Genomic DNA, 26,035 nt, shown 5'->3' on the forward strand with positions numbered 1-26,035 from the left:
ATGAGAAGAATCTATATTGTCCCCATTTTAATTTTCACTTTTTTTAGTAAAGGTAATGCACAAGAAAAATTGTTGTCCAAGGAAGAAGCCGTGGCCTTGACATTGGAAAACAATTATGGAATAAATGTCGCCAAGAATTTTGTAGAAATTGCAGAGAACAACAAAAGCGTATTGAATTCGGGTTATTTACCTAGTCTTACAGGAACAGCTGGGGCGAATTATAATAGGAGTGATTCCAACACGGAGTTTCCCGGTCAGCTTTTAGAGGATGGTAGCCTTAGGCCAGATGCCGAGGTCAATAAAGCAGAAAGTCAACGCTATAATTCTGGATTAAATCTCAATTATACGTTGTTTGATGGTTTGGGAAGATACTATAACTACAAAAGGCTAAAAGAACAATATCAGTTAAGCGAGTTGCAAGCAAGGGAAACCATTGAAAATACAATGCTTCAGCTTTTTAGTGTTTATTTTGAGGTTGCTAGGCTTACAGAAAACGAAAATGTATTGCAACAGGCCCTAGAAATATCTAAAAATAGGAACACGAGGGCAGAGTATGCCTTTGATTATGGGCAAAACACAAAATTGGATATTTTAAATGCCCAAGTGGATGTTACAAACGACAGTATAAATCTATTGAATGTTCAACAGCAATTAAGAAACACAAAAAGGGACCTCAATGTAATTGTAAACCAAAACTTGGAGGAAACTTATGTTGTGGATACTGTTGTTCGCTTTGTATCCAAATTAAGGTTGGAAGAATTTATATCCCAAGCACAGAGTAACAATGTGGCTGTCCTGCAAACAGAGAGAAATTTGAAGATAAATGAGTATGATATCAAAGTGAATAAATCTGGATATTTACCCACAATTGGTCTATCGGGCTCTTATGGTTGGAATTTAAATCAAAGTGCACCCTCCGCATTTTTTTCAGGGGTTGTTTTCCCGGGAACTAATACCACCTCGGTAAGTTTGGGACTGGGAGCTAGTTTAACTTGGAATTTATTTGATGGTGGAGGTACCACAGTTCGTGTAAAAAATTCCAAAATTGCTTATGAAAATCAAGAAATGTTGAAAAAGCAAGTTGAGTTGGAGGTAAACAGGGACATTCAAAACGCGATGGATATTTATAAGAATAGATTGAATATATATAACATTCAAGAACAAAATGTTTTGACCAATCAAAATAATTTTGAGCGTTCTAAAGAGCAGTTTCAATTGGGTAGGATTACCTCTATTGAATTTAGGCAGGCACAGATAAATCTGTTGAATGCCCAGACCAATAAAAACTTAGCAAAATATGATGCTAAATTGGCGGAGTTACAACTATTGCAATTAACAGGACAACTTTTAAATGTTGATTTGTAGCATTAACAATTATGTACGAACATTTTTTTCAGTGCCCTTATTGCTGGGAAGAAATATCTATGTTGCTTGATTCTTCAGTTCTTCTTCAGACCTATGTGGAAGATTGTGAAGTATGCTGTAATCCAATTGAGATAACGGCTCAGTTTCAAAATAACGAATTAATTCAATTTGATGTAACAGAATTAGGACAATAATGTCCTAGGTGCTGAAAACATTGCGAAAACATATTTGTTTAATCTTGTAATTTCAGTAAGTTTAACATTCACTTAAAAATTCAACCAGAACCAATCACTATGAAAATAAACGATAACTCACCATTTGGAACATACCATGCTTCTGAAAATAGATACGACGCTATGAAATACCGCCGTTGCGGTAATAGCGGAATTATGTTGCCCATGCTATCATTGGGATTATGGCATAATTTTGGCAACTCGGATGATTTCAACAAAGGACGAGATATTTTAAGAACTGCTTTTGATAATGGAATTTGCCATTTTGATTTAGCCAACAATTATGGGCCTCCATACGGGGCAGCGGAAGAAAATTTTGGACGTATGTTCAAAATGGATTTTGCTCCCTATAGAGATGAGTTAATTCTTTCTACAAAGGCAGGCTGGGATATGTGGCCTGGCCCATACGGTAATTTAGGCTCTAGAAAATATTTAATGGCCAGTTTGGACCAGAGTCTAAAACGTATGGGAGTGGATTATGTTGATATATTCTATAGTCACAGACGCGATCCAGATACACCTCTTGAGGAAACAATGGGTGCTTTGCATAGTATTGTGCAACAAGGAAAAGCTTTGTATGTGGGTATCTCCCAATACAATGCTGAGGATACAGCAAGGGCATATGCAATATTGAAAGACATGGGAACGCCATTGTTGATTCACCAACCACGATATAACATGTTTGATCGTTGGGTAGAAAATGGTCTAATGGATGTTTTAGGAGAAAAAGGAATAGGTTCTATAGCCTTTTCCCCTCTGGAACAGGGGATTCTTACCAATAAATATTTAAAAGGCTTTCCAGAAGATTCTAGAGCAGTAAAAGATGCAAGATACTTAAATACCAACCAGATAACACAAGAAGTGTTGGACAAGGTTAAAAAGCTAAATGATATTGCGGAAAGTAGAGGGCAAAGTTTAGCCCAAATGGCTGTTGCTTGGTTGTTAAAAGATGAGCGAGTATCCACAGTTCTTGTTGGAGTTAGTAGAACGGCTCAATTGCTGGACAATATAAAGGCATTGGAAAATCTAGAGTTTAGCAAAAGTGAGTTGGCCAAAATTGAAGACATTTTGAAATAGGTTTTCTCCATTTTGGAAAAGGGTTGTTCAGATTCTTAATTTTAGGTTAAGTCTTATGCTTTCTTAACCTAAATAAGCCCCTACTCGTATAGTTATCTTGTTGTATCCCATGTTTTGGTATTTTGTAAAACATGAAGGGGCAAAATATAATCACAATAATTCATGAATTTTGGGGTGTTTCACATTTCAATAGCCTTAAATTTTATATTTTGTAGCAAATATCAAAAATCAAACTATGCAAATAAAAGAATCCTCCGAAGTGTATGATGTAATCATTGTAGGCTCTGGAGCCGGTGGTGGTATGGCAACCAAACAACTGGCCGATGCCGGATTTAACGTTGCCGTTGTTGAGGCAGGACCTTTTTTTGATCCCGCAGATCCAGAAACTATGACCCAGTTAAAATGGGCCTATGAGTCACCACGTAGGGGAAAGGCAACAAAATTCAGGAATTTTGGGGCTTATGACATGGCCTATGGTGGTTTTAGTGTAGAAGGAGAGCCTTATACAGTTGAAAAAGGTACAGAATTTAGATGGTTTAGATCTCGTATGTTGGGTGGTAGAACCAATCACTGGGGGCGTATTTCTTTGAGGTTTGGCCCAATGGATTTCAAACATAAAGATGTTGATGGGCTTGGAGAGAACTGGCCAATAAGCTACGATGATGTAAAACCTTATTATGATAAAGTGGATAAGCTTATCGGTGTTTTTGGAACCAATGAGGGGCTTCCAAATGATCCAGATGGCTTTTTTCTGCCTCCTCCAAAACCTAGGTTGCATGAGCTTTTTTATATAAACGGTGCAAAGAAATCGGGTGTTCCTGTAATACCGGGAAGATTATCCATGTTGACAAAAAAAATCAACAATGATAGGGGGGTTTGTTTCTACTGTGGACAATGTAGTCGCTCTTGTTCTGTATATGCCGATTTCTCGGCAGGTAGCTGTTTAATCTTTCCAGCGCAAAAAAGTGGGGGCAAAGTGAAGTTGTTTGTCAACTGCATGGTAAGAGAAGTTACTACCGATTCAGAAGGAAAGGCAACAGGGGTTTCTTATATCAGTAAAGATGACAGAAAGGAATATAAGTTAAGGGGGAAAGTCGTGGTATTGGCAGCTTCCGCATGTAGTTCGGCAAGGATTCTTCTTAATTCAAAAAGCAAACAACACCCTAATGGTTTAGGTAATAGTAGTGACGTTGTAGGTAAATATCTTCATGATTCCACAGGTGCCAGCAGGGCTGGCTTTGTTCCGGATTTGATGAATAGAAAAGTGTCCTACAATGAAGATGGAGTGGGTGGAATGCATGTATATTCACCTTGGTGGGGCGATAATTCCAAATTGGATTTTCCCCGTGGTTACCATATTGAAGTTGGTGGCGGAATGGGCAATCCAAATTATGGTTTTGCGATGAACCCAAATGACTTCAACCAGTTTTTTGGATTAAAAGTTGGCGGTTATGGTGATTCACTTCGTGATGATGTAAAGAAATATTATGGGTCCGTAGTCGGCATGGCCGGTAGGGGAGAAAGTATTGCGCGTAAGGAGAATTATTGCGAAATAGACCCTACTACGGTAGATGAATTTGGTATTCCAGTTTTAAAATTCAACTACAAGCATTCAGAGTATGAGATAAAGCAGGCAAAGCACATGCAGGATACCTTTGAAGAAATTATACATAATATGGGTGGTCAGCCTATTGGTGATAAGCCAGGTGCTGAAAGGGATTATGGTTTACATCCCCCCGGTGATATTATTCATGAAGTAGGTACTACAAGGATGGGGGATGATCCAAGAACATCTGTAACTAACAAATTCAATCAATTACACGATGTAGATAATGTATTTATTGTAGATGCTGGTCCATTTACTTCCCAAGCAGATAAGAATTGTACCTGGACCATTTTGGCACTCTCATGGAGGGCTTCCGATTATATTATTGAACAATTGAAACAACAAAATATCTAGAAAATGGATAGGAGAAAAAGTATACAGACAATTATTTTGGGTGCAGGGGCAGGAGCCACAGGTTTAGCTTTACATGGTTGTAAAACAGAAACTACGGGAGATGTTGATGAAAATATTGCCAAGGGTGCTGAGCATTATTTTGGTAGGACGCCCGAGGAGCTGGAGGATATAGCTAGATTAAATGCAGAGAAATTATTCAGTGATCATGATATGGAGACAATCACCGCTTTAAGTTTGGTAATACTTCCACCAAAAGAACCAAATGGCGGCCCAGTAGAGGCAGAAGTTCCCGAGTTTATTGAATTTATGGCCAAGGACGAACCTGGATATCAACCTGTTTTAATCGGTGGCCTAATGTGGTTGGACCATAAAAGCAATACTGAATTTGGAACTGAGTTTAAATCCGCAACTTTGGAGCAAAAAAAGCAGATTTGTGATGAAATTTGTTATCATGATATAGAAAAGCCCATAAGTGAACAACCTTTGGAGATACAATTTTTTAAAATGATGAGGTCTCTTACCTTAACGGGATACTATACCTCAAAAGTAGGTATTGCCGATTTAGGCTATAAAGGAAATCAACCCAATGTGTGGGACGGGGTGCCACAAGATATTCTTGATCAACATGGAGTTTCTTATGATCCAGAATGGATTGCTAAATGTGTTGACCAAAGCAAGCGTGGAGATATTGCCGAGTGGGATGATGAGGGGAACCTATTGACTTAGACCTTACTCTAGTATTGGTAATGACCATAAAAACTAACAATTATATGGTCATTACTATCTTAAAGTGCCAGTGTTTTAATTAAGGAATAATTTTGTTTTAAGGTGTTGAATGCATTAGAAGGACCATATTGTGAGCAAAAAAAATATTAAAAATGGTCTTATCTTCTTTGCGCTATTACTTTTGACCTATGTATGGTATGCTATTGATTCTAGAATTGAATCAAATTATTTTCAACCTAAAGTTATAACTACCCACTACAATGGACAACAATATGTTGGTTCAGAAACTTGTAAGGAATGTCATTTAGACGTTTATAAATCTCATCTAGAGACTGCACATTATAATACTTCAGCGCCTGTCAGTACTAATAGTATATTGGGGAATTTTGAGCCAGAAGATAATACTTTGAGTCTTCAAGGTGTTGAATATCAAATGATTTATAAGAACAAAGGTTTCTATCAAGAGGCTATTTATAAATATCCAAGCAGAGATAAATCTACTTCAAAAATGGATGTTGTAATTGGTTCGGGAGTAAAAGGACAATCCTATTTAACATGGGAAGAAGATAAATTGTATCAATTACAAGTGTCTTATTATAGGCCAACTAACAGTTGGATAAATAGTCCTAGTTTCCCAGCTACCCATTATAAAAGGCCAGTGTCTGACGACTGCCTAAAATGTCATGTTACTTTTGCTAGAAATCGCGATTCTTTAGGTAAAGGCAATGAGTACTATAGAAATCAGATAATCTATGGTGTAGATTGTGAAAGATGCCACCAACCTGCAGCTAGGCATGTTATTTATCATAGAGAAAATCCTGAAGAAAAAGAGCCCAAACACATATTGAAGTTCAATGAACTTTCAAGACAGCATAGTTTGGATGCCTGTGCCCAATGTCATTCTGGGTTACGAGCACAAAGTTTAAAAGGGAGCCCTTTTTCTTATGTTGTTGGTGAAAATTTAGAAGAACATTCCAAGAATTTTTATACAAATAGACCTAATAATAAGTTAGATGTACATGCCAACCAATATGGTTTGTTAACCAGCAGTAAATGTTTTATTGAATCTGAAAATATGGATTGCGTAACATGTCATAACACACATAAAAATCAAAGGGGAAATGCGTCTTATTTTAATCAAAAATGTCTGGAATGCCATAATCAAGGTTCAATAGTATGTGGTGCTGAGTTTAACGAAAGGAAAAAAATGGGAAATAATTGTATTACATGCCATATGCCAGTTTCTCCCTCTAAATCTATGATGGTAAAATTAAACGATACTCTGGAAACCTCAGTGTATGTCAGAAGCCATTTAATAGGTATTTATGATCAAAAAGAAGCGCTTCAGGAATAGATAAGTCAGTGCGGCGTAATATAGGAAGGTTGTTGTTATATGTGGTCAAAGAAGAAAAGACCTCTAAAATTCATGAATTTTAGAGGTCTTTTCTTTTAAATATCAACTATTCCGAAAGCATTGAAATAAATTAGAATATTGAAAATATATAAGACTTTTTTTGGCTTTTAAATAAATTTCAAAATGGAATAATTCTAATTTGATATTTATAGGTGCAAATTCATGATTATATCAATACTAACTTAAACTTAAACTTTTTATGAAGATTACACTATTAAAGAGCTTTTTGCTAATGGGGGCATTTCTATGTTTCGGATTGGTAAAAGCACAGACGGTAACGGGAAGCGTTACTGATGGATTAGGGCCATTACCTGGGGCCAATGTTCTGGTAAAGGGAACAACTAATGGTACCCAAACAGATTTTGATGGTAATTACACATTAAACAATGTGGAGAGTGATGCAGTTTTAGTGTTTAGCTACATTGGATTTAAAACTATGGAAGTATCTGTAGATGGACAGTCCAATATTAGTGTGACACTAGAAGAAGATGCAAGCCAACTTGATGAGGTTGTGGTTACTGGGTACGGTACACAAGCAAAAAAGGATTTAACAGGAGCTGTTGCTGTTGTTGACACCGACGAATTATTGGCAGTTCCGGCTACCACTTTCGCACAGCAGTTGCAAGGCAGGGCAGCGGGTGTTAGTATTATTAATGATGCAAGACCAGGTGGAGAGGCAACAGTCCGTATTCGTGGTTTTGGTACAGTTGGAAACAATGACCCTCTTTATGTAATCGATGGGGTGCCTACGCAAGCGCAGGCAAACTTAAATCCCAACGATATTGAATCATTACAGATTCTTAAAGATGCCTCTGCTGCATCTATCTACGGTTCAAGGGCTGCAAACGGAGTTATTATTATAACTACCAAAAAAGGAAAATTAGGAACACCCACTATTTCTTATAATACCTTTTATGGTATTCAATCAGCGGAAAAAGACCCAGAAGCATTAAATGCGCGTGAATTGGGAGAGTATTTATATTTAGCTGATTTATATGCAGGTAAAACACCAGGTCATGGTCAGTATACTTTTGGACCTAATGGTGAGGTGTCTATTCCGGACTATGTTTTTCCAAGTGCAGGAATGGAAGGTGATGCTGGGGTAAATCCAGACTTGTATTCACTTGTTGATGGTAATATTTATGCTATTACACGATCTGCCGATACCAATTGGTGGAATGAGATAACAAGGTCTGCGCCTACACTAAGTCATAACATTTCAGCATCGGGAGCAACAGATAAAGCCAGATATGCTTTTTCAGTTGGATATGTTTCTACGGATTTCATTACCAAGTTTGCTAGTTATGATAGGGTATCACTTCGTGCAAATACAGAATTTAAAGGGTTAAGTGATAAGTTGACAATAGGAGAAAATTTCACAGCTTCTTTTGATAATTTAAAAGGTGAGTTTAATAATGATGAAGAGCAAAATGCAGTATCAGCATCATATAAACACCACCCTTTATTACCCATATATGATATAGCTGGAAATTTTGCTGGAAGTAGGGGGGCTAACCTTGGTAATAATTTTAATCCATATGCAAGCCTTAAAAGGAATGAGGATGATCGTAGGTTTCGTTTAAGACTTTTGGGGAATGTTTTTGGGGAGTATGCAATTACTCCAAATATAAGTATGCGCTCTAGTTTTGGTGTTGATATTCGTGCACAACGACAAAGGGACTTAGGTCGTCCACAACCAGAATATGTAGAGGGTAACTTTATAAATGAATCAAACGCTCGTGAGGAATATGAATATCAATGGACTTGGACCAATACGTTGAGTTATTCAAAGACCTTTAATGAGGTTCACAATTTTCAAGCCTATGTAGGGGTAGAGTCAATTCAGCAATTTGAAGAGCGTTTTGGTGCGGGTCGCCAGCGGTTTGCTTTTGAAACGGCCAACATTCTAAGTTATCTTGATTTGGGTAATGCCACAACTTCTTCTAATTATGGATATGTAGAACAAGATTACTCTCTTTGGTCCCAGTTCGGTAAATTAAACTATGATTATGATGGAAAATACTTGGCTCAATTTATACTGAGAAATGATTCATCTTCTAGGTTTCAAGCTGCTTCAAGAAGTGCTGTTTTTCCAGCCTTTAGTTTAGGTTGGAGAGTTTCTGATGAAAACTTTATGGAAGATGTAGAATGGATTAATGACTTAAAATTACGATACGGATGGGGACAAACGGGTAACCAACAAATTGGTGATTATAATGCTTTCACTACATTCCGTTCAGACATTCTAACAGGTGGGTATCCAATTGATGGTTCAACAGGGTCGCCTACAATTGGTTTTTCTACAAGAGCATTTGGTAACCCTAATGCAAAATGGGAGACCACTACATCCAATAACTTGGGTCTGGATTTGGTGATGTTCGACAGTAAGGTCAATTTCAACCTTGATGTTTGGAACCGAATTACAACTGATATGTTATTTCAGGTCCCTGTGGCCTATACGGCAGGTCAAGCAGATGAGCCAAGATTTAATGTCGGTGGTTTAACGAATAAAGGTATTGACTTAGGTTTGGGCTATAGTGACCAAAAGGGTGATTTTGGATACAGTATCAATGCCAATTTATCCGCTTACACAAATAATGTTGATTATTTGAGCGATAGTCCAGATACAAGGTTTTTTGGTAGCTCTAGGAGGGTTCCAGCTCTTACGGTTACCCAGGCAGGATCACCATTGTCTTCGTTTTATGGTTTCAAAACAGAAGGTATATTCCAATCTCAGGCAGAAGCAGATGCTTGGCCAGAATATGGAGACTATAATGCACCTGGTAAGTTAAAAGTTACCGATATTAATAATGATGGTGAAATCAATGATGATGACCGTACTGTTATTGGTAATCCTCACCCAGATTTCACATATGGTATAAACATTGACTTAACGTACAAAAATTTAGCTTTAAATATTTTTGGTAATGGATCTCAAGGAAACGAGATTTACAATTATGTACGCTATTTTGCAGATTTTAATACCTTTCAAGGTAATAGATCAACACGCGCCCTTTATGATGCGTGGCAACCTAGCAACCCTACAGCTCCAGTTGCTCAATGGACAGCGGCTAACCCAGGGGCTACTACACCAATTATGGATGCCAATGATCAAATAAGTAGTAGACCTTCTTCATACTTTATAGAAGATGGAAGCTTCTTTAGACTTAAAAATGTTCAATTAACCTATAATTTTCCTGAAAATGTACTTTCAACAATTGGGTTAGCAAGAGCAGCTATTTATGTACAAGGTCAAAACTTGGCTACGTTTACTAAGTATTCTGGTTTAAACCCTGAAATACAAACAGGTAACAATACCAATCTTGGTTATGATGGTGGATTCTTGCCAGTGTCGCGTACCTTTTTATTGGGTCTTAATGTAACTTTAAATTAATTAATGCAAAATATATATATTATGAAAAAAAGAAATTTAATCTTCACCGCCTTACTCACCATCATGGTGTTTGTTACAGGTTGTAGTGATGAATTTTTGACCCGAGAACCTCAGGGAAGTTTCAGTGAGGGCGACGTAGCAACTCCAGAAGGAGTTGAGGGGCTACTGCTTGGAGCTTATAATATGTTATCTGGAGGTGGCCTTGAGGGACAAACCTGGCATAGTGATATTCATGCTTGGGTATTTAATATCGCTTCGGATGATGCATTAAAGGGCACAGACGCAGGGGATCAACCCGAACAGTCTTTTATCGAAGCATATGATTTTCAATCTTTCAATATTCACATTAGAGATAAGTGGAGAGGACTATACAAAGGTGTTGCAGCAACCAATAATGTAATCAATACCGTAGCAGTTGTTGAAGATATTAGTGAGGCTGATAAGGCACAAATTATTGCTGAAGCACGATTCCTAAGAGGATTGTTCCATTTTGAGGCAAGAAAAATGTGGAGAATGCCAACCTACGTTAGTGATGCAGATTTTGTATTGAATGATTTGGAAAGTACCAAAGTACCCAATGACAGAGAAATCTGGCCATTAATTGAAGCGGATTTAGAAGCTGCTGCCGCTGTTCTTCCTGCTTCTCAAAGTGATGTTGGAAGACCTACCAGCTGGGCCGCGAAAGCTTTTTTGGCAAAAGCAAAAATATATCAGGGTTTCGACGCCAGTGGAACGCCAAATATTGCTAAAATGGGCGAAGCAAAAGTGATTTTGGATGATATTGTTGATAATGGACCATTTACATTAGTGGATAAGTTTGAAGATAATTTCTTGGTAGCTACACGTAATAATGCAGAATCTATTTTTGAAGTTCAATTTGCTATTAGTAGTGCCTCTGGGGATAATTCAAATAGGGGAATTGGTTTAGCACACCCTTATACGGACCCATGGGGTTGCTGTGGTTTTTATCAAGCTTCTCAGAACTTGGTGAATGCTTATAAAACGGAAAATGGATTACCTATGTTGGATACCTTTGATGATGCCGATGTCCCTGCTGATGTAGATGAGACAACTACACTTTCAACATATACCGGAACCTTAGATCCAAGATTGGATCATACAGTAGGCCGCCCAGGTATTCTATATAAAAATTTCAAAATTTATCAAACTGATTTTGTTCGTGACCTATCGTATGCAGGGCCATTCTTCTCTATGAAGCATGTTGCAGAGCCAGAGGCTTTTGGACAAGGTGGATGGGGTAACCTTTCTGCCAACAACTATAGATATATGCGTTTGGATATGATTTATCTGTGGTTGGCTGAAGCAGAAGTTGAATTAGGTGATTTAGAAAGAGCTAGAGAACTGGTTAATTTGATTCGTACTAGAGCTGCCAATGCTGATGGTTTTGTGCCAAGAGCTGTGCAAGGTGCAGAACGTAACGACTTTACAGTGGAAGCGGGAACACCTGCGGCAAATTATGATATAGCTACTTATGACACGGCATGGACAGACCCTGTAGAGGCAAGAAAAGCGGTTCGCTTTGAAACTAGATTGGAATTTGCAATGGAAGGTCACCGTTTCTTTGATCTACAGCGTTGGGGTGTATCTGCAGAGGTATTGAATGCTTACATAGCTAGTGAATCTGAGCACAGATCTTATTTAGTTGGAAAAACTTTTACAGCTGGGAAACATGAGTATTTTCCAATTCCTATTGAGGCAATCGATAGGTCAGCAGTTGAAGGGCAACCAACATTGACTCAAGATCCCGCTTATTAATTAGAATTAGCATCATTTTTAATAACGATGCAAAATAAATTAAGACCATGCGGGACATAACCCCCATGGTCTTTTTTTGTAATTTACAAGCTCAGGAGCAGTCTCTAAATACACTTTTAGGCTCATATTAACTATATTATTGAATTCTATTTCTCTGTTTTAATAGCTCATGAAGAAAATCTACAACTTAGTACTTATACCTATATTTTTGGTTTCTTGTAATAGGAATCAAGAAAAACTTTTTAAACAAATTACATCTGATGAATCGGGAATTACGTTCAATAATTCAATTGTTGAAACGGATAGTGTGAATATTTTAACAGAGGAATATATTTTTAATGGTGGTGGTGTAGCTGTTGCTGATTTTGATAATGATGGCCGACCAGATCTTTTTTTTACTGGAAATCAAGTGTCAAACAAACTTTATTTAAACAAAGGAGATTTTAAGTTTGATGAGGTTTCTTTAGAAGCAGGTGTGGAAGCAACAGATAGATGGTGTACAGGGGTGACAGTGGTGGATTTAAATTCAGATGGATTTAAGGATGTATATGTTTCTGCGGCAATGTCTCGAGATGCAGAAAAAAGGGCAAATATGCTTTTTATTAATCAGGGACTAAACAAAAGTGGAACTCCAACATTTAAAGAAATGGCCAAGGAGTATGGCATAGCTGAATCTGGCAACAGTATGGGAGCTGCTTTTTTTGACTATGACAAGGATGGTTTTTTAGACTTATATGTGGTAAATAATGAGCAGGTGCATGCGCTGCCAACAAACTTTAGACCAAAAGTAATAGATGGTTCAGCAGTTAGCAATGACCGTTTGTACCATAACAATGGGGATGGAACTTTTTCTAATGTTACTCTTGAAGCAGGTATTACTATTGAAGGGTTTGGGCTTGGTATTGCGGTTGCCGACATTAACTATGACGGCTGGCCGGATTTGCATATATCCAATGACTACTTAACAAATGATTTACTGTATATAAATAATGGGAACGGTACTTTTTCCAATAACATAAAAAAGTATATAAAACATCAAAGTAAGTTTTCTATGGGGTGTGATATATCTGATTATAACAATGATGGCTTTTTAGATATAGTTACATTAGATATGTTGGGTGAGACAAACTATAGAATGAAAACTACAATCGGTCATAATAATTATATCAATTATGTTATGAACAAAAGATATGATTATGAGCCCCAGTACATGAGAAATATGCTCCATCAAGGGAACGGTAATGATGTGCCTTTTAGTGAGGTTGGTCTTATGGCTGGTATGGCAAAAACAGATTGGAGCTGGTCTCCTTTGTTCATGGATGTGGATAATGATGGATATAGGGATTTGCTCATTACCAATGGATTTCCTAGGGATATAACTGATAAGGATTTTGGGGATTTTAGAGTGGGAATAGCACCTTTTCTTAGCCCAGACAAGATATTGGACTCCATACCTATAGTTAAAATACCTAATTATGGGTTTAAGAATAGCGGGAATGGGTTGTTTGAAGATATGAGTGAGACATGGGGCTTAAACATACCTTCATTTTCTAATGGAGCAGTCTTCGCGGATTTAGATAAGGATGGGGATTTGGACTATGTGGTCAATAATATTAATGAGGAGGCATTTGTTTTTAAGAATAACCAAATAGGTGAAAATTCCAAAAACGGCTTTCTTAATGTAATGTTGAAAGGCCCTAAGAATAATGAAATGGGCCTCGGAACCAAAATAGTGGTAAGATATGGAGAAGGGCAAGTTCAATATTATGAACATTATCTAACCAGGGGATATATGTCTTCAGTAGATGAAATTGCACATTTTGGAATTGGAACATCCAACACTATTGAATCAGTTGAGGTATTATGGCCCGATGGAAGATTTCAAAAGCTACAAAAGGTTAAGAAGAATCAAACCCTTTTATTGGATTGTCAAAACGCAAAACCAACTGAATTTTCATCACTTCCATTTCCATTTGTTCAAAAAGAAGTGAAGCAAAAAATGTTTGTTGAAGTATCAAAAGAATTAGGAGTGGATTACATTCACAAAGAGGGAGATATTGTGGACTATAGCTTGCAAAGAATATTACCTCATAAGCTCTCTCAAAATGGACCTTGTATTACAGTTGGGGATATAGATGGTAATGATTATGAAGATTTTATAGTAGGAAGTTCCTCCACTTATTCTCCCGTTATATTTTTTCAAAAAGAAGATGGCACTTTCTCTGAAAAACCCCTTTTCATGGAGGTAGAAGATAAAATGTATGAGGAGGAAAGTATGGTTTTGTTTGATTTGGATAACGATGGTGACCTAGATTTATATTTAGTTTCTGGCAGCAATGAATTCTTGGGAAGAGAGAATCTGTATGTTGATAGGCTAATGATAAATGACGGACAAGGAAATTTTACTTTTTCAACAGATAGAATGCCCAATATAAGGGCAAGTGGTTCTGTTGTTAAAGCACAGGATTTTGATAATGATGGTTTTCAAGATTTATTTATTGGCGGGAGAACGCCAGTAACCCAATATCCTATTCCAGACAAAAGTTTTATACTAAAAAACAATGGTGGAAGGTTGGAAGATGTTACCGATGTTTTTGCCAAAGAACTTGGAAATATAGGAATGGTTACCGATGCTGTATGGGTAGATATAAATAATGATGATTTGCAGGATTTGGTTGTGGTTGGGGAATTTATGGCGATTACTGTTTTTATAAATAATAAGACTTCGTTTTCCAAATTGGAGACAACAGGATTGGAAAATTATTTAGGTTGGTGGGAAAGTATTGTTTCAGGAGATTTTGATAAGGATGGAGATTTTGATTTTGTGGTTGGGAATATGGGTTCTAACAATTTTTATCAACCATCTAAAGAACGACCCGTAACTTTGTTGGCAAAGGATTATGATAATAATGGGAGTGTGGACCCGGTAATGTTTACCTATTTAAAAAACAACAATGGTGAGTATGAATCATTTCCTGTTAATTTTTGGGGTGATCTTTTTGGCCAAAGTCCTTTGTTCAGGTCAAAATTCAATCTTTATAAAGAGTATGCCAATACTCCACAAAAAGATTTATTGAATGATGAAGAGTTGAAAGGGGTTACTAAATTAATCGGCAATTATGACAGAACAAGTTATATTGAAAACTTGGGAGATGGGAAATTTAAGCTCCATACACTACCTCCAGAAGCCCAAAAAGCACCTATCAATGGAGTTGTAGTTGTTGATGTTGATAATGATGATAACTTAGATTTGTTATTGGTGGGCAATGATTTTGGAAATGAGACTTTTATTGGAAACCATGATGCTTTTAATGGCCTTTTCTTAAGAGGTGTGGGAAATGGTGGGTTTCATACGGTAAAAGAGCTAGAAAGTGGTTTTGTTGTTCCTGGAGATTCCAAGGCAATAACTCAAATTAAAAGTGCCAAAGGAGGCTCATTATATATAGCTACACAGAATAGAGGGGAGATTTTAGTGTATCAAAAAAGGTAACTTATTTATACTTTAAAACACATATGGAAATAGGTAATTCTGCATTCTCCAAAATTCATGAATTTTAAGGTGTTTGAGGGTGAAATCTTATGTGTTCGGATGTTATTGCTGTAAATTTAGTCCAACCTAATACATAATCATAATATGGGTCTTACGGCTATAGAACGGGTATATGCCATCTGAATATTTTAATATAAGGAAAGACGTCTATTTTGAAAAATTAGCGAGTTAGTTTAGTTTTTAATTTTTCTTGAAAGGTAATATCAATTTTGATATTACCTTTCATGTTTGATATAGAGACTATTCTAAAGGAGATTTACATTTTTTGCCCAAATATATTAGACCAACTTACTCTCATTTATGTTGGACTCGTTGTTAAGCTCATTGATGAAGTAAGAAGGTAAGATTCCTTGTCTCTTTTTAAATGCAGCATTAAAAGTGTTTAAATTATTGTAGCCCACCGAAACAGCAATGTAACTTAATTTACTATTTCTAAATTCCTTGTCTTTAAGTAATTTTCCTAATAAATAATTTATTCTTAGCTCATTGATATAATTATTGAAGTTGGAACCTTTTTCTTGGTTTATTACTTGGGACAGGTATTTAGAATTTGTTTTTAGTTTTTCCGATAGTTGGTGTAGATTGCAATTTGAGTCAATAAAGAAATTTTCCTCTTCAAGTTTTTCAAGTTTATCCAATATAATATCTTTTATATTGGAGTCTATTGAGGTGTTTGTTTTTTGGGACAAATTTTTTTGTAGGGCCTTCTTTTTTTGAATCTTCTTTTTTTGATTGTCATCCTCTATTTTTAATTGAATTTCAGCAAGTTCAATAGTTCTTCTATATAACAACTTATTTTTCTCTTTTACTTTTACATATGAGAAAATAACAAATGCAGTAATGATCAGTATAAATGTTAGTATTGTTGTTATGGTGTTTAGTTTGGCTTGGTGGGCTACATTTTCTAGCTCTAATATTTTTTGTTTTTGGGTAACTTCTTTAATCTTTCTTCTTGTTTCTAAAATTATTATTCTTTGCTCTTTTTCATTGGTAAACAGTGAATCTTTAATGGCTTTGTGCAATGTTTTGTATTCATAGACTTTCGAAGGCTCATTAACTTTCTCGTACAAATCAACTAAAACAAGACTGTTGGATTTTATAACATCGAATGCATCAATATTTTCAGCAGCTTCAATACTTTTCTCGTAGTTTAAGATTGCATTGGTTGTATCACCATTTTTTAAGTGGAGTTCAGCTTGCAATATTAGGGCTCTTGGAATTCTAAATCTATAATTGTTCTCAAAGTTCATGGTTAAGGCTTGGGACAAATAATCTTGAGCTTTTGTAAGCTCCCCATTGACCATATAAATATCTGCCATGTTCATATAAACAATACTTTGTATGTAACTTCCAGGCGGATATACTTTCTTTTCCATTTCTAAATAAAAGGAATATGCTTCCAATGCTCCATTGATATTGTTCAACTTTGCGGACATCCTGGCTATTTCATCTACCTTTTGGAATAGAATATGTACTTGCCTGTCTTTTATTAAGTAGTCCAAGCCTCCGAGACAATGGCTTAAAGATTTTTTATAGTTTTCAATTCTTAGGTAATAATGGGATAAAGCCGCATGGGCTTTCATAAGAATGTATTCATTATTGGTTTTTTCCGCAGTGTCCAACAAGTTTAGACCAGTCTCTAGAGCTTTATCGTATTCTCCTTTTTCTGTATGGATATCCGATTTTAATGTTTTTAAGTCTGCAAAGGTCTCAGGAAATTTTTCATAGCTAATTATTTTTTCTATTTCCTGTATTAGCCCCATGGAATTATAAAAATCCCCTTGTATAAAAGACAAATATGCTTGCTTGTACCTTGCCTTGTATTCACCTTGTTTATCCCCAATATTTTTGGATAGTTCTAGGGCCTCTCGGTTATATTTTTTGGCTAAGTCAATATTTTCGTATTCATTTAAAATGCAAAGCTTTAGTAATACATTTACTTTTTCCTTTCCTTTGGTTTTTTCCATTTTGTCCAAAAGAAATTTTGAGGTTGCAAAATCATCGCGGTACCTATCTTTATTCTCAATTAATTCCTTTATCCTGTCAAAAGAGATTTTTATAGAATCTTGTTGGTTTGTTTGTGCGTGTAGAAAAAAGCAATTTATGGATAGGGATAAGAACAATAATATTTTGGGTAGATGTTTCAAAGGAATTCTTTTAAGCTTTTAAAAGTACAAATTAAACTTAGGTTATTTTTTCTAAAAATGGATATCGCCAGTATAAAGAGGGACTATATATTATATTCCGAATTATGCTTTATTTCTTTAAGCACGAATGAGCTATTTAAAACCCCGATGTTTTCAATTTTGGAAAGCTTATGCTTTATAAAATCATGATAATCTTCAAGACTTCTTATATTGATTTTTAAAATAAAATCTATTTTACCTGCCATATGATGACATTCTTGTACCTCTTTTAAGCTTTGTATTTGGGTTTCAAATTTTTCAATAAAAGCTTCATCATGATATCTCATGGAAACTTGGCAAAAAGCTGTTACGGGAAGGTTAATGCGCTTTTTATCCAACAGTGCAACATATTTTTTAATATAACCTTGTTTTTCCAATCTTCGGATACGTTCATACACGGGAGATATAGTCAAATTAAGACTTTGCGCAATTTCCTTTGCAGTTTTTTTGGCATTTTTTTGTAAAATCCTAAGAATGGTGATATCGGTTTCATCCAGTTGTTCCATATGTAGTACAAAGTTGATGTCGTTTACAATTGAATGTAATATAAAGTAAAAAAAATGTTTAAAATATAGTTTGTCAATAAAATTAACTGTAATACTATAAATAATAACATTTAATAATTGTTTTGTTTATTTTTAGCAAGAAATAATGCTTGTAGACAGGAATGAAAAAAACAATTTTAGTAATTGGAGCCAATGGACAATTGGGAACTGTATTAACACAGTCACTTCAACTTAAATATGGAAAGGAAAATATTGTTGCTTCAGATTTAAGACCTAGGGAAAATTATGATGGAATTTTTGAGATATTGGATGCTACCGATGTACGGGCCCTGGAGAAAGTTGTCCTTAAATATCATATTGGGGAGATATATCATTTGGCTGCGATACTGTCTGCCAATGGAGAAAAAGACCCTTTGCATACATGGGGAGTGAACATGAAGGCATTATTGAATGTTTTGGAGGTTTCCAGACACAATGGCATGGACAAGGTGTTTTTTCCAAGCACAATTGCTGTTTTTGGAGAAGGGGCATCACAGGAAAACACATGTAACAATGAACCCTTACATCCACTAACCTCTTATGGTATAAGTAAAGTAGCCGGTGAAAATTGGGGACTGTATTATTTTTCCAAATATGGCCTGGATGTTAGGTCTTTAAGATATCCAGGAGTTATAGGGTACCAATCCAATGCTGGGGGAGGGACCACGGATTATGCGGTAGAGATATTTCATAGTGCTGTTTTAGAGAAACCATTTACCTGCTTTTTGGATGGGAAAACCACTTTGCCCATGATTTTTATAGATGATGCCATTAGGGCCACTTTAGAATTGATGGATGCTCCCAAAGAGAGTATTAAGGTGAGAACATCTTATAATATTTCTGGGATAAGCTTTTCACCAGAAGAAGTTGTGTCATCAATTAGAAAAATTTATCCAAATTTTGAAGTAAATTATGTTCCCGATCATAGACAGGATATTGCATCAAAATGGCCAAAAACAATAAATGATAAAGAAGCCAAACAAGATTGGGGTTGGAGACCAGAATATGATATGGAAAAAATAACTAATGTTATGGTCTATAAACTAAAAGAAAGATATAATGTTGTGTCCAAGTAAGGGGGTTAATGCCTTATTGTATTGTCAATTTCATAAATATAAAATATATGTTTTCAAATATTAAGCGAGAATTTCAAAAAGAACTTGAAGAAATAAAAAACGAAGGTCTATATAAGTCGGAAAGAGTTATTACTACTTCCCAAGGGGCTGTAATTGATACTGAAACCTCTAAACATTTATTGAATTTTTGTGCAAATAATTATTTGGGACTTTCTTCTCATCCAGAAGTTGTTAAAGCAAGTAAAGCGGCTATAGATTCGCATGGGTATGGAATGTCTTCAGTTCGTTTTATCTGTGGCACCCAAGATATACACAAAACGTTGGAAAGGAAAACAGCTGAGTTTCTTGGGATGGAAGATTGTATTCTATATGCTGCCGCTTTTGATGCCAATGGGGGTGTTTTTGAACCACTTCTTGGTGCTGAAGATGCAATTATTTCAGATGCTTTAAACCATGCCTCCATAATAGATGGTATTAGATTGTGTAAAGCAAAGCGTTTTAGATACACACACAACAATATGCAAGATTTGGAGGAACAATTAATACTGTCAAAGGACTCTAGGAGAAAATTAATAGTTACCGATGGTTCATTTTCAATGGACGGAACCATAGCGCAATTGGATAAGATATGCGACCTTGCAGAAGAATATGGAGCAATGGTTATGGTTGATGAATGCCACTCTACCGGATTTATAGGGAAAACAGGAAGGGGAACCCACGAGCATAGAAATGTTATGGGTCGTATAGATATAATAACAGGTACCTATGGGAAGGCCCTTGGAGGGGCATCAGGAGGATTCACAGCGGCGAGAAAGGAAATTGTGGAAATGCTCAGACAACGTTCCAGACCGTATTTGTTTTCCAATACTTTGGCGCCAAGTATTGTTGGTGCCTCTATTAAGGTGTTAGATATGTTGAGCTCAACTACTGAACTTAGGGATAAATTGGAAGATAACACCATTTTGTTTAGATCAGAAATGACCAAAGCTGGATTTGATATTGTAGAAGGCAGCCATCCCATTGTTCCGGTAATGATATATGAGGCAGCACTCGCACAAAAATTTGCAGACATGCTATTGGAAGAAGGAATCTATGTTATAGGTTTTTTCTATCCAGTTGTACCAAAGGGGAAAGCAAGAATACGAGTGCAATTATCGGCTGTACATGAAAAAGAACATATAGAGAAGGCAGTAAAGGCATTTGTAAAAGTAGGTAAAGAGTTGAAGGTAATATAAAGATTTAAATTCCTGTGAAAAGAAGAGACTTTGTTAAGAACAGTATAGCAGCAACATCTGGGGTGATTTTTGTGAATTCCTTTTTGGGATGTGTCAACCCAGCAATTGAGGGTAAAAATAGTGAAGAACTTTTCTTGGGTTTTAAAAACCCTCCCAACGATTCCAGGGTTTTTGTTCGCTGGTGGTGGAATGGCAATAGGCTTACAAAACAGGAAATATTACGGGAGCTAGATGTAATGAAAGCAGCTGGAATAGGTGGTGTGGAAATTAATCCAATAGCTTTTCCCCATGGTGCAGATCCCATGGAATATAAGGCGTTGACCATTTTTGAAGATGACTGGTTGGAGATGTTGCAAACAGCTTTGGTGGGAGCTAAGGAACGTGGATTGGTCTGTGATATGATAGTAGGTTCTGGCTGGCCTTTTGGCGGTGAATTCTTGAAAAAAGAAGAGCAGTCACAAATGGTAACTATAGAAACGTTGGATGTAAAAGGCGGTGCAAAGGAACATTTTATACTAAAGGATTTATTGGATAAGGTGGATCCAAATCTTCATTCAAAGAACAAGTTGGTCTATAAAGATTTGTTGATGGTTAGATTGCTTCCAAAGAGTGCCAATGCATTTATGGAAGGCAAGGATTTAATGGGTAATATTAGTAACGAAGAGTTGGTTGTTGACGTCCCAAAAGGGGACTATGTGTTATACTATGTTGTTAAACTTACAGGATATATGGCCGTAATAAATGGAGCCCCTGGGGCAGCTGGACCTGTATTGAACCATTATAGCAAAGTTGCTACAGAAGCTTATCTAAATAGAATTTCCAAATTTATTGTGGATAAGGTGGGTGATATGGGGACCCATATCCGAGCAATGTTCTGTGACAGTATGGAACTGGAAGGGGCCAACTGGAACGATGATCTCCCCGATGAATTTGAAAAGAGGAGAGGGTACTCGTTATTGCCCTATCTTCCATTTGTCCTAAAGAAAGTAGGGCATATGGGAAACCCATTAAATGAAGAATATGGAACAAAGTTTTCCGATGAGGTCGTTGAGGAAATTAAAAGGGTAGACCTGGATTTTTATAAAACTAGGATAGAACTTTTTAAAGAACGGTTCATAGATACTTTTAATAACTGGTGCCATGCCAATAATGTAAAATCCAGAATGCAGGCTTATGGTAGGGGAATGCACCCCTTGGAAGCAAGTATGGAAATAGATATTCCTGAGTGTGAAACTTGGTTGTTCAAGGATGTGGGAAGAGAATATCCAGATACAGGATTAAAAGGGCGTGCACCACGGATGTGTAATAAATATGTTTCATCTGGGGCTGTTTTGGCAGGAAAAAAAATAGTGAGCTGTGAAGAAATAACGAATACCGAAATGGCATTCATGGCGACTTTGGAAAATATTAAAGTTGCAGGAGACCAAAGCAATATATCAGGGGTGAACCATTCTATTTTACATGGGTTTAACTATTCCCCTTTAGAGGCACCGTTCCCTGGTTGGATACGCTATGGTGCTTATTTTAATGAGAAAAATACTTGGTGGCCCTACTTTAGGAAATGGACCGATTATAAAGCGCGCATTTCATATCTTTTACAAAATGCAGTACCACAGGCAAATGTTGCCATTCTTCAGCCATTGACAGATTTATGGCTTAAAAAAGGACCACAGCGTGATCCATTTCCACAGGAATGGTATCCTGAATATCAAAATAACCTATGGGAAGCCATACACCAGAATGGTGGTGCCTGTGATTATGTAAGTGAAAACATCATCAATACATCCACTTTTGAGAATGGAAGTATGCTTTATAATGAGCGCACTTATTCCACAATATTGTTACCAGAGTTTGAAACTTTGGATGTAAAAACTGCTGAATCTTTGGCCAAATTTGCCGATAACGGTGGTAGAATTGTTTTCATAGGAAAGAAACCGTTTAAATCACCAACATATAAAAATGGTGATAGTGCAGATTCTAAAGTAAAGCAAATTGTGGAGGATTTGTTTGATAAAACCAATGTTGTTTTATACCCAGCTCCAAAAGATAATCTTATTGAATGGTACGGAAAACTACAAGTTGATTTGGGACTTAAACCTTATGTTAGATTTATCAAAACCCATAAATATTTAAGTCAGTCCAATTATTTGCTGGAGGGGAATCCATTTTTTTTCATAACAAACACAAGCTTGTCGGAACACATTTCAGTGAAAGCAGAATTTAATGTAGAAAATTATCTTTCCCCTTGGTTATGGAATCCTGAAACAGGTAAAAAAATGCGTTATCCCACCAATGGTAAAAACAATGGGATTGATTTGGAAATTCCCCGCGCTACTTCAGTTTTAATTGTGTTTGATGAAAATTCCAATGGAAAAGAATTCCCAGCTATGGATTATAACAAAAAAGGCAAAGAGTTGGTAGGAGCTTGGAATTTACAGTTAAGCCATATAAGCGGAGAAAAAAAGGACATGCAAATAGAAACTTTGGTCAATCTTACGGAAGACGACCAAACCAAGGAATTTGCAGGAGAGGTTATATATGAAAAAACATTTAGTGTAGACCCAACCAAATACCAATACATAGATTTGGGAGATGTTCAGGGGATATCGGAATTGACACTAAATGGGAATCTTATTGGGGAAAAATGGTATGGAGCCCATATATATGATATTGGAAGTGCCTTAAAAACCGGAGAAAATAAGTTGTCGATTAAATTAACTACAATTATAGGCAATTATGTTAAAAGCCAAAAAGACAATCTGGTTGCCCAAAGCTGGACCAACCGCCAAGAGTATTATCCAATGGGGATTCTGGGCCCTGTTAGAATAGTTTAAAAGAGGACTTTGTTTTATGTATTAAAAATATCAGTATTTACTGTAACTTTATGGGATACTATCCTATTAAGAAATAAGGTTTTTCCAAGGAGCTAAGGATTAAAGTTGGTTAATTAACGTAACAAGCTTTCTTGCCGTATTTTCTATAAGTTTTGCATCTTCATTTTTCTTCAATGGTTGTACTAGATTACTCCCTAGGCCTACACCAACTGCCCCTGCGGAAAACCAATCCTGAATGTTTTGGATGTCAATACCTCCAACAGGAATAAACTTTGCTTTGTTAAAAGGGGCTCTAATAGCCTTAAAATAATCCAGTCCCATAGCTCCAGCTGGGAAAATTTTAATGAAATCTGCACCATTTTCAATTGCTAAGTTGATCTCAGTTGGCGTAAGCGCACCCATTAGAACAGGAATGTTATTGCGATGGGCATGCTTTATAATTTTTAAATTATAATTTGGTGTAACCAAAAATTGAGCGCCTGCGTCTATTGCTTTTTTTGCAATTTTGGAACTAACTACTGTTCCCGCTCCAATAAGTATTTCCGGATATAGACTTTTTATTTTTTTAATTTCGTTTAAATAACTTGGAGTATTTGACGTTATTTCTATCGTTTTGATTCCACCAGAAACTAGACTTTGCACAATTTCATCAATTCTAGAGACATCATTAAGACGAACAATGGCAACAATTTTTTCTTTTTCAATAATATCTATAATGTCTTTCTTTTTCATCGTAGTACGTGTCCAGATATATTACCGTTCATTATATGAATAATTTCATTCTCATTGCTAAGATGTTGGTCTCCATTTATAGTATGTTTAAGAGCAAAAGCTGCTGCGGCATACTCCAGTCTTTTTTGAGAATCCCATTTTTTTTCCGTTGCATGAAGAAAGGCCGCGGCAAAAGCATCCCCTGTTCCAAATCTGTCCAGAATATTGACTGTGTACCTCTTGGAAACCAGTACTCCGTTTCCTTCTAAATAAACACCAGAAATCTCATTTAATGAGGCAGATAGATGGTTGCGGCATGTAAATGCCAATTTTGCTATTCCAAATTGTTTTTTCGTTAGTGATATGGCTTCAATAGTTTTTTCTATGTCATCTGAACCTTTGAAATCCATATTATAGACATCCTTTAAAACACCAATGTTTCCAAATAATAAGTCCGTGTTTTCAAGAATCTGGTCAAAACAGGAACGTGCCTTTTTAGAGCTGGACCATAATGTCCTTCTATAATTCATGTCAAAACTTACTTTGACTCCTAAAGTTTTGGCTGTTTTCACAATTTTAATGGTTTCTAGAAGACATTGTTTGGATAAAGCCGGTGTTATTCCAGAGACAAAAAGCCATTTTTTTCCTTTGAGAAGGATATTCCAATCAAATTCATTTTCTTTAATCTCGCTGATGGCAGAACCGGTTCTGTCATATAGCACCTTTGAAGGCCTAATAGACGACCCAAGTTCTATAAAATAAGTGCCAATTCTATTGCCTCCAGCAATGATGGAACTAGTGTCTACTCCGTAACTTTGGAGAGAACTAATTGCAGAATCACCTAGTTGGTTGTTGGGAAGTTTGGAGACAAATTGAACCTGGTTGCCCAATAAAGCAAGGGAAGATGCAACATTGGATTCAGAACCGGCATAGTTTGCTTGAAACATATTGGATTTAAATATTTTATCATGCTTGTCGTTTGGGGTTAATCTTAGCATGATTTCTCCAAAACAAAGGAAACTCATATTGTTGTTATTTTAGTCATAAGTGCAAGTACTTTGGTCTGCCTTTACATAATAGGCTTTGTAATTATTGGCTTTTGGATCTTTACAGCCACATAAGTTAAGCAATTCTAAGTTCTTAAAGTCGATAGGATGACTTTCTGCTTGCAAAGCAATATATCCTTCATGTAGCATAGCCCCTTCCTTGGCGAGCCATTCTTCTTTATTTTCAACTCCAAAATTTTCTAGATCTTCCATCATATTACCACTTCCTATTTGTGGTTTTTGAAACACTAGGACAGTGTCTTTTTCAACTATATGCGTAATGGACTCATTGCCTAAAACTATTGCTTCTACACTAACCCATTGGTCTCCATTATAAGTTTTGGAATTGGAATCATAACAATGGTCATAGTTTAGCTTTCCATTAATTTCAAAAGCCGTTCCTGGAGTACATAAATTTGCCGTATGACGCTCTTCCCCATTACTTAATCCGCCCAAAAGTTGTAATTCTATAGAAACAGGAAAGTCTTGTCCAAAACTATTACTGGCTGCGGATTGTGAATGGAACATTACCCCACTGTTTCTTACATTCCAATCGGCACCACCTTTGGTTTGTTCTCCAGTAAATCTATAATCAAAACGTATCTTATAGTAGGAAAAAGGTTCTTTGTAATAAACGTGCCCGTAAGCATCATTAAATTCTTCATATTCATCATAAACCACCCGAAAAATACCATCTTCTATACGAATGGTATTTTTGTAATTTACGTTTAACTTTTGGTTGGAAAACTTAATATCCCAGTCTGTTAAATCTTTTCCATTGAAAAGTGAAATCCATTCCTCTTTGGCGGAATCATAGGTGCTTTTTTCAAGAACCGCCTCTTTCTTGTTCTTACACGAAAAAAGTGATAAGGTAAAAAACAAAAGGAACAGCTGATTTTTCATGGGT

The 26,035-nt window shown here is 36.3% G+C and carries 17 protein-coding genes; 12 read left to right on the forward strand and 5 right to left on the reverse strand.

Annotated features, from left to right (window positions below):
- The 9 genes from GGR42_RS11900 (at window position 1) to GGR42_RS11940 (ending at window position 15,435) form a co-directional block, all read left to right on the forward strand.
- Window positions 1-1,365, forward strand: coding sequence for a TolC family protein (locus GGR42_RS11900; RefSeq protein ID WP_167964186.1), 1,365 nt, complete (start codon window positions 1-3; stop codon window positions 1,363-1,365).
- Window positions 1,366-1,376: 11 nt separating this feature from the next.
- Window positions 1,377-1,559: a CPXCG motif-containing cysteine-rich protein gene (locus GGR42_RS11905; protein ID WP_167964188.1), complete on the forward strand. Its 183-nt coding sequence runs from the start codon at window positions 1,377-1,379 to the stop codon at window positions 1,557-1,559.
- A gap of 99 nt (window positions 1,560-1,658) precedes the next feature.
- Window positions 1,659-2,675 carry an L-glyceraldehyde 3-phosphate reductase gene (gene mgrA / locus GGR42_RS11910; protein WP_167964190.1) on the forward strand — a complete coding sequence of 339 codons (1,017 nt, stop codon included), beginning with the start codon at window positions 1,659-1,661 and terminating at the stop codon, window positions 2,673-2,675.
- A gap of 235 nt (window positions 2,676-2,910) precedes the next feature.
- Window positions 2,911-4,635, forward strand: coding sequence for a GMC family oxidoreductase (locus GGR42_RS11915; RefSeq protein WP_167964192.1), 1,725 nt, complete (start codon window positions 2,911-2,913; stop codon window positions 4,633-4,635).
- 3 nt (window positions 4,636-4,638) lie between these two features.
- The gene (locus GGR42_RS11920) at window positions 4,639-5,361 is read left to right on the forward strand and encodes a gluconate 2-dehydrogenase subunit 3 family protein (protein ID WP_167964194.1); all 723 of its coding nucleotides are present in this window, start codon (window positions 4,639-4,641) and stop codon (window positions 5,359-5,361) included.
- 130 nt (window positions 5,362-5,491) lie between these two features.
- Window positions 5,492-6,715, forward strand: a complete 1,224-nt coding sequence (locus GGR42_RS11925) for a cytochrome c3 family protein (RefSeq protein ID WP_167964196.1) — start codon at window positions 5,492-5,494, stop codon at window positions 6,713-6,715.
- Between the two features lie 259 nt (window positions 6,716-6,974).
- Window positions 6,975-10,169, forward strand: coding sequence for a SusC/RagA family TonB-linked outer membrane protein (locus GGR42_RS11930; RefSeq protein ID WP_167964198.1), 3,195 nt, complete (start codon window positions 6,975-6,977; stop codon window positions 10,167-10,169).
- Window positions 10,170-10,190: 21 nt separating this feature from the next.
- Window positions 10,191-11,945, forward strand: coding sequence for a RagB/SusD family nutrient uptake outer membrane protein (locus GGR42_RS11935; protein ID WP_209023961.1), 1,755 nt, complete (start codon window positions 10,191-10,193; stop codon window positions 11,943-11,945).
- Window positions 11,946-12,114: 169 nt separating this feature from the next.
- On the forward strand, window positions 12,115-15,435 hold the full coding sequence (locus GGR42_RS11940; protein WP_167964202.1) for a VCBS repeat-containing protein: 3,321 nt from the start codon (window positions 12,115-12,117) through the stop codon (window positions 15,433-15,435).
- Between the two features lie 338 nt (window positions 15,436-15,773).
- On the opposite strand, the gene GGR42_RS11945 is transcribed toward GGR42_RS11940, so the two are convergent.
- Together GGR42_RS11945 and GGR42_RS11950 are read right to left on the reverse strand one after the other, a co-directional pair.
- Window positions 15,774-17,642: a helix-turn-helix domain-containing protein gene (locus GGR42_RS11945; RefSeq protein WP_167964204.1), complete on the reverse strand. Its 1,869-nt coding sequence runs from the start codon at window positions 17,640-17,642 to the stop codon at window positions 15,774-15,776.
- An 83-nt stretch (window positions 17,643-17,725) separates the two neighbouring features.
- Window positions 17,726-18,187 (reverse strand): Lrp/AsnC family transcriptional regulator, encoded by a 462-nt coding sequence (locus tag GGR42_RS11950; protein ID WP_167964206.1) that lies wholly within the window; start codon window positions 18,185-18,187, stop codon window positions 17,726-17,728.
- Window positions 18,188-18,348: 161 nt separating this feature from the next.
- On the opposite strand from GGR42_RS11950, the gene GGR42_RS11955 reads away from it, so the two are divergent.
- The 3 genes from GGR42_RS11955 to GGR42_RS11965 are packed head-to-tail and all read left to right on the forward strand — an operon-like array spanning window position 18,349 to window position 23,371.
- Window positions 18,349-19,302, forward strand: a complete 954-nt coding sequence (locus GGR42_RS11955; RefSeq protein WP_167964208.1) for an NAD-dependent epimerase/dehydratase family protein — start codon at window positions 18,349-18,351, stop codon at window positions 19,300-19,302.
- Window positions 19,303-19,349: 47 nt separating this feature from the next.
- A complete protein-coding gene (gene kbl, locus GGR42_RS11960) occupies window positions 19,350-20,537 on the forward strand; it encodes a glycine C-acetyltransferase (RefSeq protein ID WP_167964210.1) in 1,188 nt (395 codons plus the stop codon).
- A gap of 14 nt (window positions 20,538-20,551) precedes the next feature.
- Window positions 20,552-23,371 (forward strand): glycosyl hydrolase, encoded by a 2,820-nt coding sequence (locus GGR42_RS11965; RefSeq protein ID WP_167964212.1) that lies wholly within the window; start codon window positions 20,552-20,554, stop codon window positions 23,369-23,371.
- A 99-nt stretch (window positions 23,372-23,470) separates the two neighbouring features.
- Here the strand turns inward: GGR42_RS11965 and GGR42_RS11970 are convergent, their stop codons facing one another.
- Genes GGR42_RS11970 through GGR42_RS11980 form a run of 3 tightly spaced genes read right to left on the reverse strand, consistent with a single transcriptional unit; the run spans window position 23,471 to window position 26,031 of the window.
- Entirely contained in the window at window positions 23,471-24,103 is a 633-nt protein-coding gene (locus tag GGR42_RS11970; RefSeq protein WP_167964214.1) for a bifunctional 4-hydroxy-2-oxoglutarate aldolase/2-dehydro-3-deoxy-phosphogluconate aldolase, read from the reverse strand.
- Window positions 24,100-25,107: a sugar kinase gene (locus GGR42_RS11975; RefSeq protein ID WP_167964216.1), complete on the reverse strand. Its 1,008-nt coding sequence runs from the start codon at window positions 25,105-25,107 to the stop codon at window positions 24,100-24,102. Before GGR42_RS11975 ends, GGR42_RS11970 begins: the two co-directional genes overlap by 4 nt.
- 12 nt (window positions 25,108-25,119) lie before the next feature.
- Window positions 25,120-26,031 (reverse strand): 3-keto-disaccharide hydrolase, encoded by a 912-nt coding sequence (locus GGR42_RS11980; protein WP_167964218.1) that lies wholly within the window; start codon window positions 26,029-26,031, stop codon window positions 25,120-25,122.
- Window positions 26,032-26,035: the final 4 nt, after the last annotated feature.

The organism is Saonia flava (assembly GCF_011927795.1).
In the GTDB taxonomy this organism is placed as follows: Bacteria; Bacteroidota; Bacteroidia; order Flavobacteriales; family Flavobacteriaceae; genus Saonia; species Saonia flava.

Coding starts and splice junctions, on each gene's coding strand:
- GGR42_RS11940 (WP_167964202.1), top strand. CDS start 12,115: ATGAAGAAAATCTACAACTTAGTACTTATACCTATATTTTTGGTTTCT.
- GGR42_RS11980 (WP_167964218.1), bottom strand. CDS start 26,031: ATGAAAAATCAGCTGTTCCTTTTGTTTTTTACCTTATCACTTTTTTCG.
- mgrA (WP_167964190.1), top strand. CDS start 1,659: ATGAAAATAAACGATAACTCACCATTTGGAACATACCATGCTTCTGAA.
- GGR42_RS11920 (WP_167964194.1), top strand. CDS start 4,639: ATGGATAGGAGAAAAAGTATACAGACAATTATTTTGGGTGCAGGGGCA.
- GGR42_RS11905 (WP_167964188.1), top strand. CDS start 1,377: ATGTACGAACATTTTTTTCAGTGCCCTTATTGCTGGGAAGAAATATCT.
- GGR42_RS11900 (WP_167964186.1), top strand. CDS start 1: ATGAGAAGAATCTATATTGTCCCCATTTTAATTTTCACTTTTTTTAGT.
- GGR42_RS11950 (WP_167964206.1), bottom strand. CDS start 18,187: ATGGAACAACTGGATGAAACCGATATCACCATTCTTAGGATTTTACAA.
- kbl (WP_167964210.1), top strand. CDS start 19,350: ATGTTTTCAAATATTAAGCGAGAATTTCAAAAAGAACTTGAAGAAATA.
- GGR42_RS11970 (WP_167964214.1), bottom strand. CDS start 24,103: ATGAAAAAGAAAGACATTATAGATATTATTGAAAAAGAAAAAATTGTT.
- GGR42_RS11915 (WP_167964192.1), top strand. CDS start 2,911: ATGCAAATAAAAGAATCCTCCGAAGTGTATGATGTAATCATTGTAGGC.
- GGR42_RS11975 (WP_167964216.1), bottom strand. CDS start 25,107: ATGAGTTTCCTTTGTTTTGGAGAAATCATGCTAAGATTAACCCCAAAC.
- GGR42_RS11935 (WP_209023961.1), top strand. CDS start 10,191: ATGAAAAAAAGAAATTTAATCTTCACCGCCTTACTCACCATCATGGTG.
- GGR42_RS11955 (WP_167964208.1), top strand. CDS start 18,349: ATGAAAAAAACAATTTTAGTAATTGGAGCCAATGGACAATTGGGAACT.
- GGR42_RS11930 (WP_167964198.1), top strand. CDS start 6,975: ATGAAGATTACACTATTAAAGAGCTTTTTGCTAATGGGGGCATTTCTA.